Origin of the sequence: Bacillus gaemokensis, assembly GCF_001590835.1 — a bacterium.
In the GTDB taxonomy this organism is placed as follows: domain Bacteria; phylum Bacillota; class Bacilli; order Bacillales; family Bacillaceae_G; genus Bacillus_A; species Bacillus_A gaemokensis.
Window position 1 is genome coordinate 251403 of the sequence record NZ_LTAQ01000034.1, and the last position, 16337, is coordinate 267739.

At 33.4% G+C, this 16337-nt stretch carries 16 protein-coding genes; 6 read left to right on the top strand and 10 right to left on the bottom strand.

The features are described 5' to 3' along the window. Positions 1–71 precede the first annotated feature (71 nt). Positions 72–1832, bottom strand: a complete 1761-nt coding sequence (locus AZF08_RS20640; RefSeq protein ID WP_033674778.1) for an ABC transporter ATP-binding protein — start codon at positions 1830–1832, stop codon at positions 72–74. Between the two features lie 317 nt (positions 1833–2149). Between AZF08_RS20640 and AZF08_RS20645 the strand changes: the two genes are divergently transcribed. Further along, complete coding sequence (locus tag AZF08_RS20645; RefSeq protein WP_033674777.1) at positions 2150–2908, top strand: alpha/beta fold hydrolase; 759 nt, start codon at positions 2150–2152, stop codon at positions 2906–2908. 120 nt (positions 2909–3028) lie between these two features. Here AZF08_RS20645 and entFM read toward each other — a convergent pair whose 3' ends face one another. Both entFM and AZF08_RS20655 read right to left on the bottom strand, forming a co-directional pair. After that, positions 3029–4366 (bottom strand): enterotoxin EntFM, encoded by a 1338-nt coding sequence (entFM, locus tag AZF08_RS20650; protein ID WP_033674776.1) that lies wholly within the window; start codon positions 4364–4366, stop codon positions 3029–3031. 407 nt (positions 4367–4773) lie between these two features. Next, positions 4774–5556, bottom strand: coding sequence for a TrmB family transcriptional regulator (locus AZF08_RS20655; RefSeq protein ID WP_033674775.1), 783 nt, complete (start codon positions 5554–5556; stop codon positions 4774–4776). A 185-nt stretch (positions 5557–5741) separates the two neighbouring features. Here AZF08_RS20655 and AZF08_RS20660 point away from each other — a divergent pair, with 185 nt between their 5' ends. Next, positions 5742–6512 carry a TSUP family transporter gene (locus AZF08_RS20660; RefSeq protein WP_033674774.1) on the top strand — a complete coding sequence of 257 codons (771 nt, stop codon included), beginning with the start codon at positions 5742–5744 and terminating at the stop codon, positions 6510–6512. A 77-nt stretch (positions 6513–6589) separates the two neighbouring features. Further along, positions 6590–6772, top strand: coding sequence for a hypothetical protein (locus AZF08_RS20665; RefSeq protein ID WP_033674773.1), 183 nt, complete (start codon positions 6590–6592; stop codon positions 6770–6772). Between the two features lie 58 nt (positions 6773–6830). On the opposite strand, the gene AZF08_RS20670 is transcribed toward AZF08_RS20665, so the two are convergent. Both AZF08_RS20670 and AZF08_RS20675 read right to left on the bottom strand, forming a co-directional pair. Beyond that, the gene (locus AZF08_RS20670; protein ID WP_033674772.1) at positions 6831–7430 is read right to left on the bottom strand and encodes a nitroreductase family protein; all 600 of its coding nucleotides are present in this window, start codon (positions 7428–7430) and stop codon (positions 6831–6833) included. Positions 7431–7692: 262 nt separating this feature from the next. Next, entirely contained in the window at positions 7693–8676 is a 984-nt protein-coding gene (locus AZF08_RS20675) for a D-alanyl-D-alanine carboxypeptidase family protein (RefSeq protein ID WP_033674771.1), read from the bottom strand. A 226-nt stretch (positions 8677–8902) separates the two neighbouring features. Here AZF08_RS20675 and AZF08_RS20680 point away from each other — a divergent pair, with 226 nt between their 5' ends. The 3 genes from AZF08_RS20680 (at position 8903) to AZF08_RS20690 (ending at position 10862) form a co-directional block, all read left to right on the top strand. After that, a complete protein-coding gene (locus tag AZF08_RS20680) occupies positions 8903–9904 on the top strand; it encodes a S66 family peptidase (protein WP_033674770.1) in 1002 nt (333 codons plus the stop codon). A gap of 285 nt (positions 9905–10189) precedes the next feature. Next, positions 10190–10531, top strand: a complete 342-nt coding sequence (locus AZF08_RS20685) for an EamA family transporter (protein WP_033674769.1) — start codon at positions 10190–10192, stop codon at positions 10529–10531. Next, the gene (locus AZF08_RS20690; protein ID WP_033674768.1) at positions 10524–10862 is read left to right on the top strand and encodes an EamA family transporter; all 339 of its coding nucleotides are present in this window, start codon (positions 10524–10526) and stop codon (positions 10860–10862) included. The genes AZF08_RS20685 and AZF08_RS20690 overlap by 8 nt, the downstream gene beginning before the upstream one ends. A 55-nt stretch (positions 10863–10917) precedes the next feature. Here AZF08_RS20690 and AZF08_RS20695 read toward each other — a convergent pair whose 3' ends face one another. The 5 genes from AZF08_RS20695 to AZF08_RS20715 form a co-directional block, all read right to left on the bottom strand. Continuing rightward, complete coding sequence (locus tag AZF08_RS20695; RefSeq protein WP_033674767.1) at positions 10918–11367, bottom strand: DUF6376 family protein; 450 nt, start codon at positions 11365–11367, stop codon at positions 10918–10920. Positions 11368–11522: 155 nt separating this feature from the next. Beyond that, the gene (locus AZF08_RS20700) at positions 11523–11744 is read right to left on the bottom strand and encodes a hypothetical protein (RefSeq protein ID WP_033674766.1); all 222 of its coding nucleotides are present in this window, start codon (positions 11742–11744) and stop codon (positions 11523–11525) included. A gap of 300 nt (positions 11745–12044) precedes the next feature. Beyond that, the gene (locus tag AZF08_RS20705; RefSeq protein WP_033674765.1) at positions 12045–12608 is read right to left on the bottom strand and encodes an acyltransferase; all 564 of its coding nucleotides are present in this window, start codon (positions 12606–12608) and stop codon (positions 12045–12047) included. Continuing rightward, on the bottom strand, positions 12605–13732 hold the full coding sequence (locus AZF08_RS20710; protein WP_033674764.1) for an aminotransferase class I/II-fold pyridoxal phosphate-dependent enzyme: 1128 nt from the start codon (positions 13730–13732) through the stop codon (positions 12605–12607). The genes AZF08_RS20705 and AZF08_RS20710 overlap by 4 nt, the downstream gene beginning before the upstream one ends. 19 nt (positions 13733–13751) lie before the next feature. Further along, positions 13752–16313: a glycosyltransferase gene (locus AZF08_RS20715; RefSeq protein WP_033674763.1), complete on the bottom strand. Its 2562-nt coding sequence runs from the start codon at positions 16311–16313 to the stop codon at positions 13752–13754. Positions 16314–16337 lie beyond the last annotated feature (24 nt).

Consider the following 16337-nt stretch of genomic DNA (forward strand, 5'->3'; position numbering starts at 1 on the left):
GTAGAGATAAAAAATCTCCACTGCTTAAAATTTCACTACATCAAAATATATACAAAAATACTACACCTGTTTTATAGTGCTCCCTCTTTAATTTTTAATTGCTGTATTGCAAATTCTCGATACATATCATGAGAACGCAATAATTCATCATGAGAGCCACTTCCTGTAAGTTCCCCTTTTTCGATAAAAATAATTTTATCTGCATCTACAACAGTAGAAAGTCGATGTGCAATAACTAAAGTTGTTCTGCCCTTCATTAAGTTATTTAGCGCCTTTTGAACAACAGATTCCGATTTACTATCAAGACTTGAAGTTGCTTCATCTAACATTAATATTTGCGGATTTCGAAGTAATGCACGGGCAATTGCGATTCGTTGCCTTTGTCCGCCAGATAATTTCACACCACGTTCTCCAACTTCCGTATCGTATCCTTTTGGTAAATCGTTAATAAACGCATCAACATAAGCCATGGCTGATACTCGCTTTATTTCTTCGTCATTCACTTCTCCTTCTACCCCATAACAAATATTATCTCGAATTGTCCCATCGATTAATGGACTATCCTGTGAAACATACCCTATTTGACGTCGCCAAGATTGTAATGAATATGTTGAAATTGGATCTTTCCCTAATTTTATTACACCACTTGTTGGCTCATAAAAACGTTCTAATAACGAAAACAGTGTCGTTTTCCCACTACCACTTGGCCCTACAATTGCAGTCACTTTTCCTGATTCAATCGTAAACTGAATATTTTTTAGTACATGTTCTTCCTTGTTATATTCAAAATCTACATTTTCAATCAAAATTGATTGCTTTGCATTTGTTACATTAACACCTTCTATATGATCTTCTACCTCATACTCTAAAATCGTATTAATACGTTCCGTTGCACCAATTGCCTTTTGAAATTGCGTAAAGAACATAGAAAGTTGACTCATTGGCATAATAATTTGTACTAAATATAAAATAAATGCCACAAGTTCTCCTGTTGTTAGTGCTCCACTAGAAACGCGCATTCCACCATATCCCACAATAATAACAAGTAACGCCATTAACACAAATGACATGATTGGTGTAATTAAAGCTTGAACCTTTCCTTCTTTCAATCCAAATTGCAATAATTTTTGAATGCCTTTGTTTCCAATCTCATATTCTTTCGATTCTGTATTTGAAGATTTCACCAAACGGATTTCTGATAAAACTTGGTTTAACACACTCGTGAAAGAAGCGGTCTCATCTTGAAGTATTTTAGAAATTTTATACATTTTCCTTCCAAGCGGAACTAAAATCAAGACAGATAACGGAATAACAGTTAGCAATAGAACTGTCATTTTCCAGTCCAAAACAAATAGTACAATTAGTGATCCAATAATAGAAATACCACCTGTTAATAAATTTGATAAATGCTCTGAAATCAACGTTTTCACAACACCTGTATCATTCGTCATACGGCTAATTGTGTCACCCGTTCTGTTTTGATCATAATAAGAAACTGGTAAAATCAAAACCTTTTTCCATAATCGTTCCCTAAGTCCAGCTACAATTTTTTGTCCAATATAATTGAGTAAATAAATGGATAATCCTGACGCAATTGTTTGGACAATAAAGAATGCAACTAATCCGACAATCTGCATCGTAGTTATGGATGAGATTGAAAAATTATCAACCAAACCTTTTGTTAGCATCGGAATAAACAAACTTGCTCCTGTTGAAAACAAGCTCATTACTAATGCAAAAACAAGAATTCCTTTCGGAGGATTTGTATCTTGAATGAGGCGTAAAAATTTCCGCCAACTTCCTTTTTCCTTCTCTTTATTTTTCACTGTCATTTCTGTTCATCTCCTTATTTCAAACCAAACGGTTACTTTCTAAAAATAGAATACGATATGAATGTAAACTGAATGTAAACAGTCATATCCCATTCTATTTTTTTGTAAAAAAATACATCAAATCTTATCTTTACAACAGATGTAACTATCTGATATTATTACCTGGTACTTATTTAAAAGCTAGCATTTTTTGTTTTAAGTAAAAAATGAACTATACAATAGTCATCAAATATATAAGAATTGTATTTTCATATCCTACGATTGTAAGAATGACACACAACTCTTACTAATCTTCATTCACTGAAAGGGGTATACCTTTGAAAACAAACAAGAATTCCGAAAAGAAAACCATTATATTCATTCATGGATTAGTCGGAAATCGTCGTGCCTTCAAAAAAGAATATAAGCGATTTTCCCCATCTTACAATATCATCACGTATGATTTACTAGGTCACGGTGAAGATAAAGGACAAGCAATAGATTTTTCTTTAGAGCACTTGGTACAACAATTATCCAACCTTTATGAAAAGGAAGGAATTCAAAAAGCTCATATTTGTGCCCTTAGCTACGGCTGCTACATCGCTACTATATTTGCTCACAAATATCCAGAAAAAGTATTAAGTCTTTGTCATATTGGAGGTCATTATAATAATCCCTCCCTTTTATATAACGTTTTTCGAAAGTTTTGGGACAAACGTGAAAATGAATATTCCACTTGGCTTTATCAATATGCGAATACAATTTTCCCAAGTGGTATACTGAAAGCCAATCCTTTTGCCGTCATTTCGAAAAACATTTATTATCGCTTTGGCTTACAGTTACACTCATCAATTATTGCAGAATCGCTCAAACATCGTCTAGAATTCGATTTAAAATCTCGTCTGAAAGAGCTAACTCAACCAATTCTATGGGTAATGGGAGAACACGATCATCTTTACAAATCATGTTTATTTGATTTAAAGTCCATTCTTCCAAATGTTTTATATAAAGAAATTCCATTAGCAGGTCACGCTGCAAACTTATTCCGCCCTAACTACTTTCATGATTTGTATTCAAAATTTTTACTGGATGCATAAACGGAATAACGCGCAATCAATAAAGCAAGCGTCCATATATTCTACAATTTATAAAGCAAAAAAGCTTTCTAGTTTCCTAGAAAGCTTTTCCTAATACCATTTAAGAATATGATTCTGTTATTATGCTTTTGAGTAACCTGCTAGATGTTTACTCCAGTAAGAATTATTTACTGATTGAATTCTTACACCAGTTTCTTCAGTTTCTGCACTGATGAACTGACCATTTCCTAAATAAATTCCCATATGAGTCATACCTCTACCAGGACCTGTAGTATCTTTAAAGTATACTAAATCACCTGGTTGTGGATTAGTAGTTTTTGTCTTGCTGCTCCAGTAACCAGCAACAGTTTGACGTGCACCAGAATGCCCTGCTTTATTTAATACGTAGTAAACATAGCCACTGCAGTCAAAACCAGATGGTGTTGTACCACCATATACATATGGCGAACCATTTAACGACTGTGCAATAGACACGATTGATGATCCATTAGCAGATGGTGTTGTCGGTTTTTCTGTTTGTGGTTTTTCTATTTGTGGTTTTTCTGTTTGTGTATTTCCTTGCTCACCGCCAGTAGTTGGACGAGAAGGCGTAGTTACATTTCCTGTACCACCTTTTACAAACTTAACAAGGTCTGCACTTACATAACCAGTTTTTCCTTGGTGGTTAATTTTATACCAACCGTTTTCTCCACTGATAACTTGTAATGTTTGACCTTTCACTACGCCACCAATTACAGCATTATATGTAGCTGGACCTGTACGTACACGTAAAGCTCCTGTATCAACAACATATGAACCGTCTTTTCGGATCGTCATTTCATTGTTGCTAGGATTTTCTGTTTCTGTATTTACATTTGTAGTTGTACCGCCTTTTGTTACAAAGTCTTTACTTACATAGCCTGTTCCGCCATCGTGGTTAATTTTAAACCAGTCTTGTACTTCACCGACAACTTGTACAGTTTGTCCTTTGTTTACAGTACCTACAACTGTATGAGAAGCGCTAGGGCCTGTACGTACGTTAAGTGAAGAAACCTTTACTGTATATGTACCTGTTCCTTGTTGAACAGCAGTTTCTTTTTTTCCACCAGTTGTTACAAAATCACTGCTTACATAGCCTGTTTTACCATTTACATTTACTTCTAACCAGCCATTTTCTTCACCAGTTACTTGTAGAACTTGTCCTTCTTGTACTTTAGAAATGATATCATTTCCTGTACCAGCACCTGTACGTACATTCAATACATCCGCTGTTACCGTGTACTTAAGTTCAGATTTTGTTTCTACTACTTTTGTTTCAGTTACTTTCGGTTCAATTGTTTGTTTTTGTGTTTGTTTTTGTGTTTGTCCATCGATTTCTTTTAGTGCGTCTGTTGAAACTTGTGCATGAGCAGTATCCATTCCAGGAACTACCACACCAGCCACAGAAGCTGCCGCTAAACCTGCTAGTACTTTTTTCATAAGTTGTATTAACTCCCTTTCCCTACTACCCTCTTAAAAAATGAACTTAATATTTTCCAAAAAGATTGGAAATAATTCCATATTAAATCCCACTTCTTACCAAGGGCTTTCTTTTTCATACGTCATTCATTTTAAATTATCAATGTGAATTTCATGTGAACTTCATGTGAATTCCAACTTCATATAGAGCACTTTCGTAATAAAACATTTCCTTTTTTACTACAAAACGAATTGAAGTTTCCAGTAGTATCTCTTTTTTACCTATGACATGAATAAAAACATAGTACCTAAGTAAACAATTAATTTCCCTACTGGTCTTACAAAATAGTTCTTTTCATGAATCACCCTCTTATCATGACAAAAATTCAGCAAATACGCAACCATATAGTATTCTAAAAAAATTAAAATTATACGAAAAAGAATTTATCACGTTCAGGGGCAATCCAAGAATCCATATTCTGTTCACTATCCCCAACTAAGCGGTTTACTAAAATATCGTGCCATATATAATTCTCTAGTAAATATATATGAACAGGATCATCTGTATAAAAAGCATTTCCTTTTTGTTCGATTGAATGACCATATATCATTTCTTTTCCATCAATTGATAAGATAAACCAATTATGACTTCCAATATCATCAACATAACTTGTTTTCCGATGAACTTCTAATCCTTTTAACGGATTTTCAACTTGAAAGACAATACCTTTTAAACTGCATTCCTTGTCTTTTTCCTTTAAATCCACTATAAGCTTTTCATACATCGTATCCCAGATTGATAAAACAACCTTTTTCTGTGCTCTTCGAATTAATATTCTACAAAAAGCTAATATATTTTCCTCCCCTTTTAAAGTGGTTACTCTTGGATCAGCTTCCGGTTCTTTTTTCTCAAATTCTTTTAACTCTTTTTCTACATATGTGTATGTCTCTTCCCAGTTCTCTCTTACCGTTTCTAAAAACACCTCTACAGGTAAAGGCGAATATTGCACTGCTTCATTTATTTCTTCCTTCATTACAATGCCTTTTTGTTCAAGAGCATTCAATATTTCATATATACGCGCACGAGGGACTCCAGAATTTTTACTAACTTGATAGGCGCTAGAAGCTCCCTGTTGAACTAATGAAACATATGCCTTTGTTTCATATTGATTTAAGCCAAGCATTTGAATTTTGTGTAGTAAATCGTCCATTGTAAGCCTCCCATATGTGTAATTCTTTCTGCAATATTTACAGTAGTCATTACTTTAATAGTAACCATAAAAATAGATGCAGTAAACATTACAACTAAATTATTGAAATTTTCATTTACATTAAGCAAATCAATAGGTACTATTTTAGTAGTGACTAATATTTATTTTGGATGGGGGAAATACATATGGAAGACATCAATCTCTATACAATGCTGTTTTTAATTATTGCAGGTTTTTTAGCTTCATTTATTGATTCTGTAGTAGGTGGCGGTGGATTAATTTCTATACCAGCTTTGTTGTTCACTGGACTCCCACCCTCAACAGCTATCGCAACTAACAAACTAGCAAGTTCAATGGGAGCACTTATGAGTACCATTTCATTTATTCGATCTGGAAATGTAAATTTCAAATTGGTCTCTAAGTTATTTCCTTTGACTTTTATCGGATCTATACTTGGCGCATTTGTGGTCAAACATATTTCATCTGAAATATTAAAACCGTTAGTACTTGTACTATTAATTGTTGTTGCGATTTATACGATAATGAAAAAAGATTGGGGAAAAGAAGCAACGTATGGCGGGATGACTGTAAAAAAAGGAATTCTCTTTTCTTTTGTCATTTTTATCATTGGATTTTATGATGGTTTCTTCGGTGCGGGAACAGGATCATTTTTATTATTTACCTTTTTAATTATTGGATTTAACTTCATTCAATCAGCAGGAAATGCAAAGATTTTAAACTTTGGAAGTAACATCGCTGCACTTATTATTTTTCTCTATTTAGACGTTGTCAATTTCGCATATGGACTTTCGATGGGAGTTGCAATGATTCTTGGGGCTTTTGTTGGATCAAATTTCGCTATAAAAAAGGGCGTCTCTTATGTACGAGTATTATTTATTTTTGTAACGCTACTTCTCATCGGAAAAAATATTGGAGATTATTTAGGAATCTTCTAATCAAAAATGGAATATATAGCCTGAAAATGATAAAATAACTACTGTATATCGAAATACTAGGAGGTTTATTTTTATCTATGGAGCACATTATTGATAATAGTTCCAAACACCATATTGAAATTTACTACACATGTATACGCCTGCTATCTTTATTAACATTCAAAAAAGTTCCAGTTATCGAAAGAAAAAAGATCGGTTTAAAAAATACGATTCATAAACAAATAGATCATGTAAAACAAAATGACCTTTACAAATTATAAACATTATTTGCAACACAACAAAAAAGGATTACCAGTATCGGTAATCCTTTTTATTTTCTTATTTATGAAATTTCACACGAGTTTCTAACGGCTGGAATTCTTTTTCTCCTGCCGGTGCAACTGGTTTACCAAATGGCATTTGGGCGATTAATTCCCAGCTTTCTGGAATATCCCATTCTTTTTTCACTTCGTCATCAATTAATGGGTTATAATGTTGCAATGTTGCGCCAAATCCTTCAATTTCTAATGCTGTCCAAATCGCAAATTGCAGCATTCCTGATGATTGCTGAGACCAAGTTGGGAAATTATCTTTATATAATGCAAATTTTTCTTGAAGATCTTCAACTACTTTACTGTCTTCAAAGTATAAAACTGTTCCATAACCACTTTTAAATGCATTCATTTTTTCTTCAGTTGGTCCAAAATTATTTTCAGGTACAATTTTTCGTAACGTTTCTTTTGTAATATCCCATAGTTTGTCATGTTGCTCACCTAATAAAACAACAACCCTTGCACTTTGGGAATTAAAAGATGAAGGTGTATATTTTACGGCATGATTCACGACTTCTTGAATTTTCTCATCAGAAACAACTTGCTCTTTACTAATTGCATAAATTGATCTTCTGTCTTCAATTGCTGTGTAAAAATCTTTTGCCATACTAATTCCCTCCAATTTTTATTTTGAGGCTTGCTCATATGTATTATGGTATATTCCGCCTCCAACTTATTAATAATAAGTTTATACATTTATTGTATCTACAAATTAAAACAAGTTCAAATAATAGCACTCATACTTTTTTAATATTTGTTTTTAATACTTTTTATATTCCTCTAAAATTAAAAAACAGCCTATTTTCCACTCAATTCGAGTATCAAACAAACTGTTTCCCTTCATACGATAAAGCAAATATACTCTTCACTTACTTAACAATCTGAAAGCCATAGGACATTAATTTATTCGTTTCTGTAAAACGTTTCATTTTGCTTTTCGTACCCATAACAACCGTTACGAGTCGTTTGTCACCTTGTTTGGCAGTCCCCGTAAAGCAATAACCCGCACTATCAGTGAAACCTGTTTTCAGTCCATCCATTCCTTCTATATAAAGTCCTTGGTTAGCTGGATTCAACATTTCATTTGTATTTGTAACAGTCGTATTTTTAAATGCTAACTGACTTTGACGTAAATGCGTGACTTCTATTATCTCTGGATAATCTTTTACAAGATGATACGCTAACTTTGCTACGTCAGCTACTGTCATTTTCGTTTCACTTCCATCAACTTCCTGCAATCCAGAAGCATTGGCAAACTTGGTTGCTTCTGATAACTCCAGTTGTTTCGCTGTTTGATTCATAAGTTGGGCAAAATTTTGTTCCGTCTTCGCTATATGTTCCGCTAAAGCAACTGCAGAATTGTTGGCAGATTGGATCATTAACGCATGGTATAAATCTTTAACCGTTAATACATCCCCCACTTGCACCGGAATTCTAGCACCTTCTGTTTGCGCTGATTTATCACTTATTTTCACTTGATCTTCCCAATGAACCTTTCCTTTATGTATGTTTTCCAAAAGGATATATGCTGTCATCATCTTTGACATACTCGCCGGGGCAAGCACATCTTCTTCATGATTTTGATACATGACTTGTCCATCACTCGCATCAATAATCATTGCTGCTTTCGCTTCAACCACTGGGATATACTTTTGCGGGATTACCTTTTCAGATAGCCCTATCTTTGGTAACTCTGCTACTTGTAGCGGTGGTCCATCTATTGTCATTTTTCCTTTTACTTTTGAAACATTGGTATCTTTCTTTTCTAAAATACTCCCATGGAAAAAGAACCAACATATACCTAAAATAATGGCACATAGTATTGTTACTCTTCCCCACCCTAACCTTTTCATCACTAAAACTCCTTTTGCTCTACCTATTATCATTTCAAATTTAACCATACCAACAATGCCTTTACATCGTCAAGGTCAAACAGTAGAGTCATAATCTACTTTAACTATTATTTCAAGATTATTTACGAATAATATGTTATACTGCAAAAAAATATTTAATTATAAAAATTTTCAAATTTCATTATCACTTAAAATCATTCTATTTTATTAAGAAAGGATTGATACAATGATACTACCTAGTACCTTAAAAAAGGGAGATACGATCGGCATATACTCTCCCTCTTCACCAGCAACATATACATCACCTAAAAGATTTAGTCGAGCTAAAAAATACTTACAAGATGAAGGATTCCACATATTAGAAGGCTGGCTTACAGGCAAACAGGATTTTTATCGTGCAGGAAGCATTCAGGAACGTGCTAAAGAACTAAATACATTGATTAGAAACCCTGATGTTACATGCATCATGTCAACGATTGGTGGAATGAATTCAAATTCTCTTTTACCCTATATTGATTACGGAGCATTTAAAGAAAATCCGAAAATTATGATTGGATACTCAGATGTTACAGCACTTTTACTTGGGGTATATGCCCAAACAGGAATCACTACATTTTACGGCCCAGCACTTGTCCCTTCCTTTGGTGAATTTGAGCCTTTTGTAGATTCTACTTATACATACTTTAAAGAAGCTTTAATGGATGATCAAGACATCCCTTATAAGCTAAATAAACCTTTATTTTGGACAGATGAATTTATAAACTGGGAAGAAAAAACAAAGGAAAAAGAGCTGAGAGAAAACGATTGGGTTTGTGTAAATGGTGGAAAAGCAACCGGAAGACTAATTGGTGGAAACTTAAATACAATACAAGGTATATGGGGTAGCACGTTTATGCCTGATATTAAAGAAGGAGATATTCTCTTTATTGAAGATAGCTCCAAAGATGCTGCTACCATTGAAAGAAGTTTCTCATTCCTTAAAATTAATGGCGTATTTGATAAAATTTCAGGAATCATTCTTGGAAAACACGAGCAATTTGATGATTGTGGTACCAATCGAAAACCATATGAAATATTATTAGAAGTACTACAGGAGCGTAATATTCCTTTTCTTGCAGACTTTGATTGTTGCCACACCCACCCGATGATTACTATGCCAATTGGTGTTCAAGTAGAGATAGATGCAACAAATAAGGACATACGTATTCTCGAACAATGGAAAAGCTAAATTTGAAATTCACTGATCCTATGAATACCTTTATTTTAATAATGAAATTACATAATGAATATAAGGAAACGAGTGGCTTCTATACGAAAAGCCTCTCGTTTCCTTATATTGTTTTACAACATCACTCATGGTATTATATACCTTGGAATGTGAAGAGATAAACAAAGAATACACGTTACAAAACTAGAAAAAAAGATTTCAATCCACATTCTATGTAATAAGAAAATATAGATGAAGTACATTTATTTCAAATTGATGTATTTATATCTAAAAGAGAGTGAATATATGAAACCAACTATTAAAAATTATGTATTTTTACATGTAGCTTTCTTGCTATATTCTATCATCCTGTTTTATATGAAATGGGCAGCTCAATTTCCTATCGCATCCATTGCGTTTTTCGCCGCTTACTTTGGACTTGTTGTGATTTTATTTGGCTATGCTATTCTTTGGCAACAGGTAATTAAACCCTTTGAAATTTCTAAAGCATATTCACAACGGGGAATTATCATATTATGGTCCATGTTATGGTCCGTCATCTTTTTGAGTGAGACGATAAAATGGAACAATTTACTCGGTGCAGCTATCATTATGCTTGGGATTGTGGTGGTGACGAAAGATGAATAATTATGTATTGTTATATATTTTCGGGATTGTTTTAGCAAATTACTCACAAATTTTATTAAAAAAAGCAACTCTACAAGAATACGACTCCAAATTGAAAGAATATGTAAATCGTTATGTTATTATTGGCTATTCTTTATTTGTAATTAACGCTGGGCTAAACGTTATTGCACTAAAAGGTGTTCCATTAAATCAAGCTCCTGTATTGGAATCTCTTAGCTATGTCATTATTTTAGTCTTTGGTTGGTATTTCCTAGGAGAGAAAATAACAAAAAGAAAAGTTATCGGTAACATCATTATAATAATCGGGATTGTCATTTATTCTATACAATAGTATCCTTACGTTAAAAAAGTCCGTTATAAATAACGGACTTTTTTTCATACTATCCTTACTGCCCTAAATTTTGAACTTTATCTTTTAAATCACGGACTTGTTGAACTGTCTGCATAAGCTCTGAGTTTTTAAATTGTTCTACATCCATTTTTCCTTGTTCTATCTTTTTTGTAGTTGTATCAATTAATGCATTTAATTTTTCGTTATACCCAACAATTTGCTGATGAATGTCCTTTGCTACATCTGGAGGCGTCAACTCATTAAAAGCTGGGATATCCTTTTGGATTTCTCCGAGTTTAGTCTCTAATTCTTTTCGAGCGGCACTATCGTTGATTGCTTTCTCCACTAACCCTGGCGCCTCATTTGCAAACGTACTTACTTCATTAACATAGTCTGTTGCCTTTTGAGCATAATCAATTGAATTCTTACCTTCTTCAATCATAGAACAGCCCGTTAAACCAATTACCATTACAAATAAAAATAACAAAGCTTTTTTTATTGTCATTTCTTTATCCCTCCTAAATCCCTACTAATCCATTGTTTATTATCAACTTTCATGATACAAATAGCTGTATTTAATCATAACATTTCAAACGCTTCACCTTATATATTCTATTAAAACTGTACAGTACCTTTTTTATTTCGCCCCTGTAAAGACAACTAATTTCTCACATACCCTACAACTGTTACAAGTTCTGATTCTATATGTACACCGATAATTTCCTCAATAATACTTGTATACCCTTCTCCTATAGCCGCTCCATATTTTAGGGGAATTTCTTTTTTCTTATAAACTGACTGAGGTACAGTCAAGATGAATTTTCTCAGATTCCTTTCATCCACAGGTTCCATAATTAAAACGATTCCATCTTCCTCAAACATACAATCATCCTTTCACATACATTCCTAATATGGCTCAGTATTGCCTTTATATGATGAGTTCTAAACACGCTTAAAACAGTTCAATACTCTCCATTCAACAAAACGTACATTCTTTTTTTGGTCATAACGAGTACTCATTTAAAGATTTGTAAAACAAATAAAAAGCACAACCCTTGAAATATCAAGAATTCGTGCTTTTATTACGTACAATTTTACATTCCTTTATCCATCTGTTCAATCTCGACAAGATGATATATTATCCATATCACAATCTTATCTTTCACCGCTACAAACTTATTGTCATTTATTATTTTTCAAGAACTCTGTTTCAAGCTCTAATAACTTTTTCTGACGAGGTTTAATTTTCCGCACTGGTACTCCGACATAAATAAACCAATCTTCTAACGTCGTTTTTACCATACTCATAGCACCGACTGCTGTTCCTTCTCCTATAGTAACATTGGGAAAGATGATACAATTCGCTCCAACAATTGCATGTTTCTTCAAAATGACTTTTGCAGCCGTAACATTTTTATATTGGATAGGGATTGTTGGGCCCATGAGTACATTGCCGCTAAAATCATCAAGTACAGCATACACACATGTTCTTGCTGAAATATTAGCAAAATTTTGTATTTCAATACCTACTTCTCCTCCATACAACGCTGTATAAGCAGATATATGTACGTAATTACCTATTTGAATCTTACCACTTAAGATGCAAAAATCATCGATTCTAACGTTATCTCCAATTGTCATAACACTCGGATTATATATACTTGCTTTCCTGCTAATAAGAACATTTTTTCCAACAGATTGAAATCCAATTTCTCCTAATTCTTTTTGGCTATAAAAACTGTTCAATCTTCAAGCACCACCTTCCGTTGTAAACACAGTACAATTTCTTGCACTACCTCTTTTGTCATCCCTTCCCATAAAGGCAAGCTAATTATTCGTTTTGCTATTGTATTTGTCTTTGATAAATTTGTAGATTGATATTTTTGAAAGAAATCTTGCTGATGACAGGATGGTGAGAAATATGATCTAGCTTCAATTTGTTGTTCTTTTAATATTTCTAGTACATTTGTGTTATGAATTTCTTTTGGACATAAGATAGGCATAAACTGATGGATAACTGCATCTGTCCGCTGAAGCTCCCAGCCTTTCTCTAACAATCTAGTTTCTTGCAAATACTGCTTATACCACTTGGCAATCTGATTACGTTCTTTAACTTTATTGTCCCATTTATTTAAAGTGGCCAGTGCAACCGCAGCAGCATATTCTGACATTTTACAGTTAAATCCGAGCATGTTACATTGACGATGCTCATCAAATCCAAAGTTCCCGATCCTTTTGATTTGTTTTATGTCTTCCTCGTTGTTACTGTAAATCATACCACCTTCTCCAATACCAAATGGTTTAGTAGCATGAAAGCTATACACTACCATTCCACTAAATCCCTGTCCGTAATGCCGATCCTTTTTCATCAATCCAAATCCGGGCGCTGCATCCACTACAACAGGAATTCCTTTCTGTTCTAATTCTTCATAATCCTTTAAATCCATCCAACAGCCAAATGTTGCATATGGAATGACAACAGCAACTTCCTCTTTCAGCTCATTAATTGTATCGAAAAGCACACGTTTATCCATACACCAATCTTCAAATGATATATCAATAAAATACGGTTCCAATCCGCACCAAATGGCAGCTAAAGGAGTAGCTGGAAACGTAAAACTTGGCATAAGTGCATATTTCCCCTGTTTTTTTTTCTTCAATTGAATAGCCATCATCAAACCTAACGTTGCATTCGTTACTGTTGTAACAGCCCCTTTACCTTGAAAAAACTTTGACATAACGGACTCTTCAAAACGCTGATTGATAGGGCCATAATTAGTGTATATGTGAGACATATCAATTTTTTCTAGATCATTCATGTACTCTTTAGCGTTTACAACTGAAGCACGTAAAAAAGGAATGTTTTTCATATTCGACTGTTCCTTCCTATCATTTTCTAATGATATATAGCATATCTGTTTCGGATAATCCTAATTTCCGAGCTTGTTCTATTCCATGTTTTTCAGCTATGTTATATAGTTCTACGTAAAATCCAGCATTCTTTAAACGTTGAATAAATCCAGCTTGATTATATATTCTCACATGATCTTCTTGGCCAAAAACTGCTTTTCTCATTTGTGGTGTTACAATAGATGAATCCTCTATGATAGAATCTATATTCATCACTATTGGAACTTGAACAATTCCCCATCCCCCGGGCTTTAATACTCTATACAATTCTTCCATTGCTTTTTCATCCTCAGGAACATGCTCCAAGACATGGCTACAAATAATAACGTTAAAAGTTTCATTTTCATACGCTATCTTTGTAACATCAACTTCTTCCATGTATTTATCCTTAGGTGTTAAATCCCCACATATGTAAGTAAGATTTGTATACTGATTCAACCACTCTCTTAGCTTTGCTTCCGGTGCAATGTGAAGGATTTTATGATTTACTCTCAATAAATCTGTTTCTGTTTCAATATAAATACGATAAAGTCTTTCTCTATCCATGGAGTAGCATACCGGACAAATACCAGTATCTTTATTCCACATTTCAAATCTATATTTTGGGAAATCAAAATCCACTGGCCAAGGAGAAAAGCTTTCAAACGTTTGATTGCAATAAGGGCAATAGCCAAAATAATCCTTGAATAAACGAGTGACTAATTTATATAATTCTCTTTTTATATTTTCGTTTTTTATATAGCTTAGTTCTCCTTGCCTCGCTGTTTCCTTTAGTATATATCCGGCATTTTCTAAGCAATATGATAAGCTTTCTTTATAATCTTTTTCAGAACTTAAAAATCCACATTCACGGGCGCCATCAATTAAATTGATCCATTCCTCGATTGTCATTAAGATGAAATTCGTTTGTTTTTGATTTTGGCCTCTGTGTTGTCTAAAATAACTTAGTGGTTCTTCAATATAAACCGCATTCCCTTTTTTAAGCATATCTATCCATGTTGCAATATCATTAATAGCTGAATATGCTTTCTCTTTAAAATAGCCAAATTTCCCATAAAACACCTTACGATTAAATAGAACTGTCGTAGGCTCTCCAACTACATTTTTCAAGTTTTTCAGCATATAATTACCTAATTCTTTTCCATCGAAGAGTGTGGTTTCTGTAGCCATTTTCGGATTCAGTGTAGAAGGTGGCAACAATTCCCCATTCTCATCTATAAGTTCTCGATATGAGGTTACAAAGGAAATATTTTTAAGTTCTAAAAAATATTTCATCATTCTCTCAATCTTTTCATGATGAAATACATCATCATCCATTAAGAAATTTATATATTCCCCTTTAGAATATTCTATACATTTGTTGAAATTTTCAGCTACTAACGGAACATCATTTTTCATATATGTTATACAGGCATATACTTTTAAATAAGGCTCTAGCATGGATTTTACCTCATCATTCGTGCTGTCATCACAAATAATGATTTCGATATTTTCATAGGTTTGATTCAAAGCACTTCTAAGAGCTATTTCTAAATAATGGGGTCTATTATAGGAAGGAATGAGTATACTAACCTTTGGCAAGTGTGAGTTTATATTTATATACTGCTTTTCCTTCTCCATATATAGCTTCTTAGCCATAATCGTTTGATAATATTCTAATGAATATACCGCAGGTGACGATACAATTGTTCTAGCATATTCAAGAAATTTTGTGACCGCCGTGTCTAGGTCTTCTTTAGAAGATAAAAAACCGTATTTTTCTCCAGCTATAATTCCATGAGAAAAATCTTCTAAACCTTCTATTAGTTTATTAGATTCATTCAGTTGTTGGTCTGGGTGTAGTCGAAAATAACTGAGTGTCTCCGCAATATATACGGCTTTTCCTTTAGCAAGCAAATGTAACCAAGAAGCCACATCCACATTACATAAATACCTTCGTTTATCAAATGTACCATAAGGCTCATCTAAATCTTTTTTACGAAATAATACAGTCGTAGGCTCCCCTATATAATTACGTTGATTCATAATAACTATATTTCCTAACTGCGTGCCATCCATAATCGTATCGGTTTCAAATAGACGCATAGTTGAATAAACATCTGGTAAAGGATCACCCTGTGTGTCAATCACTTGACGGTGTGATGTAATAAGCTTAATATCATTTTCTTTATCATCTATATAATATTTCATCATTTTTTCAATTTTATTTAGATGAAATAGATCATCATCCATTAAATAATTGATGTATTCACCGTTTGCCTTATCAAATAGCATAATTGCATTTTCAAATTGTCCAAGAGTCGGAGTATTTTTTATATAAGTGATATTTTGATAATAGGGCAAGTATTTTTGTATTATTTTCTCTGTTTCATCATTTGTACTATCGTCCCCAATAATAATCTCTATATTAGAATAAGTTTGATTTAAAACACTACGTAAAGATTGTTCAAAATATAAAGGACGATTATAAGTAGGAATCAATATACTTACCAACGGAAGAAGATGTATATTATCTCCATCTTTCTCTACATGTTCTTTCATTTCATTCCCCCATTTCTACTCATT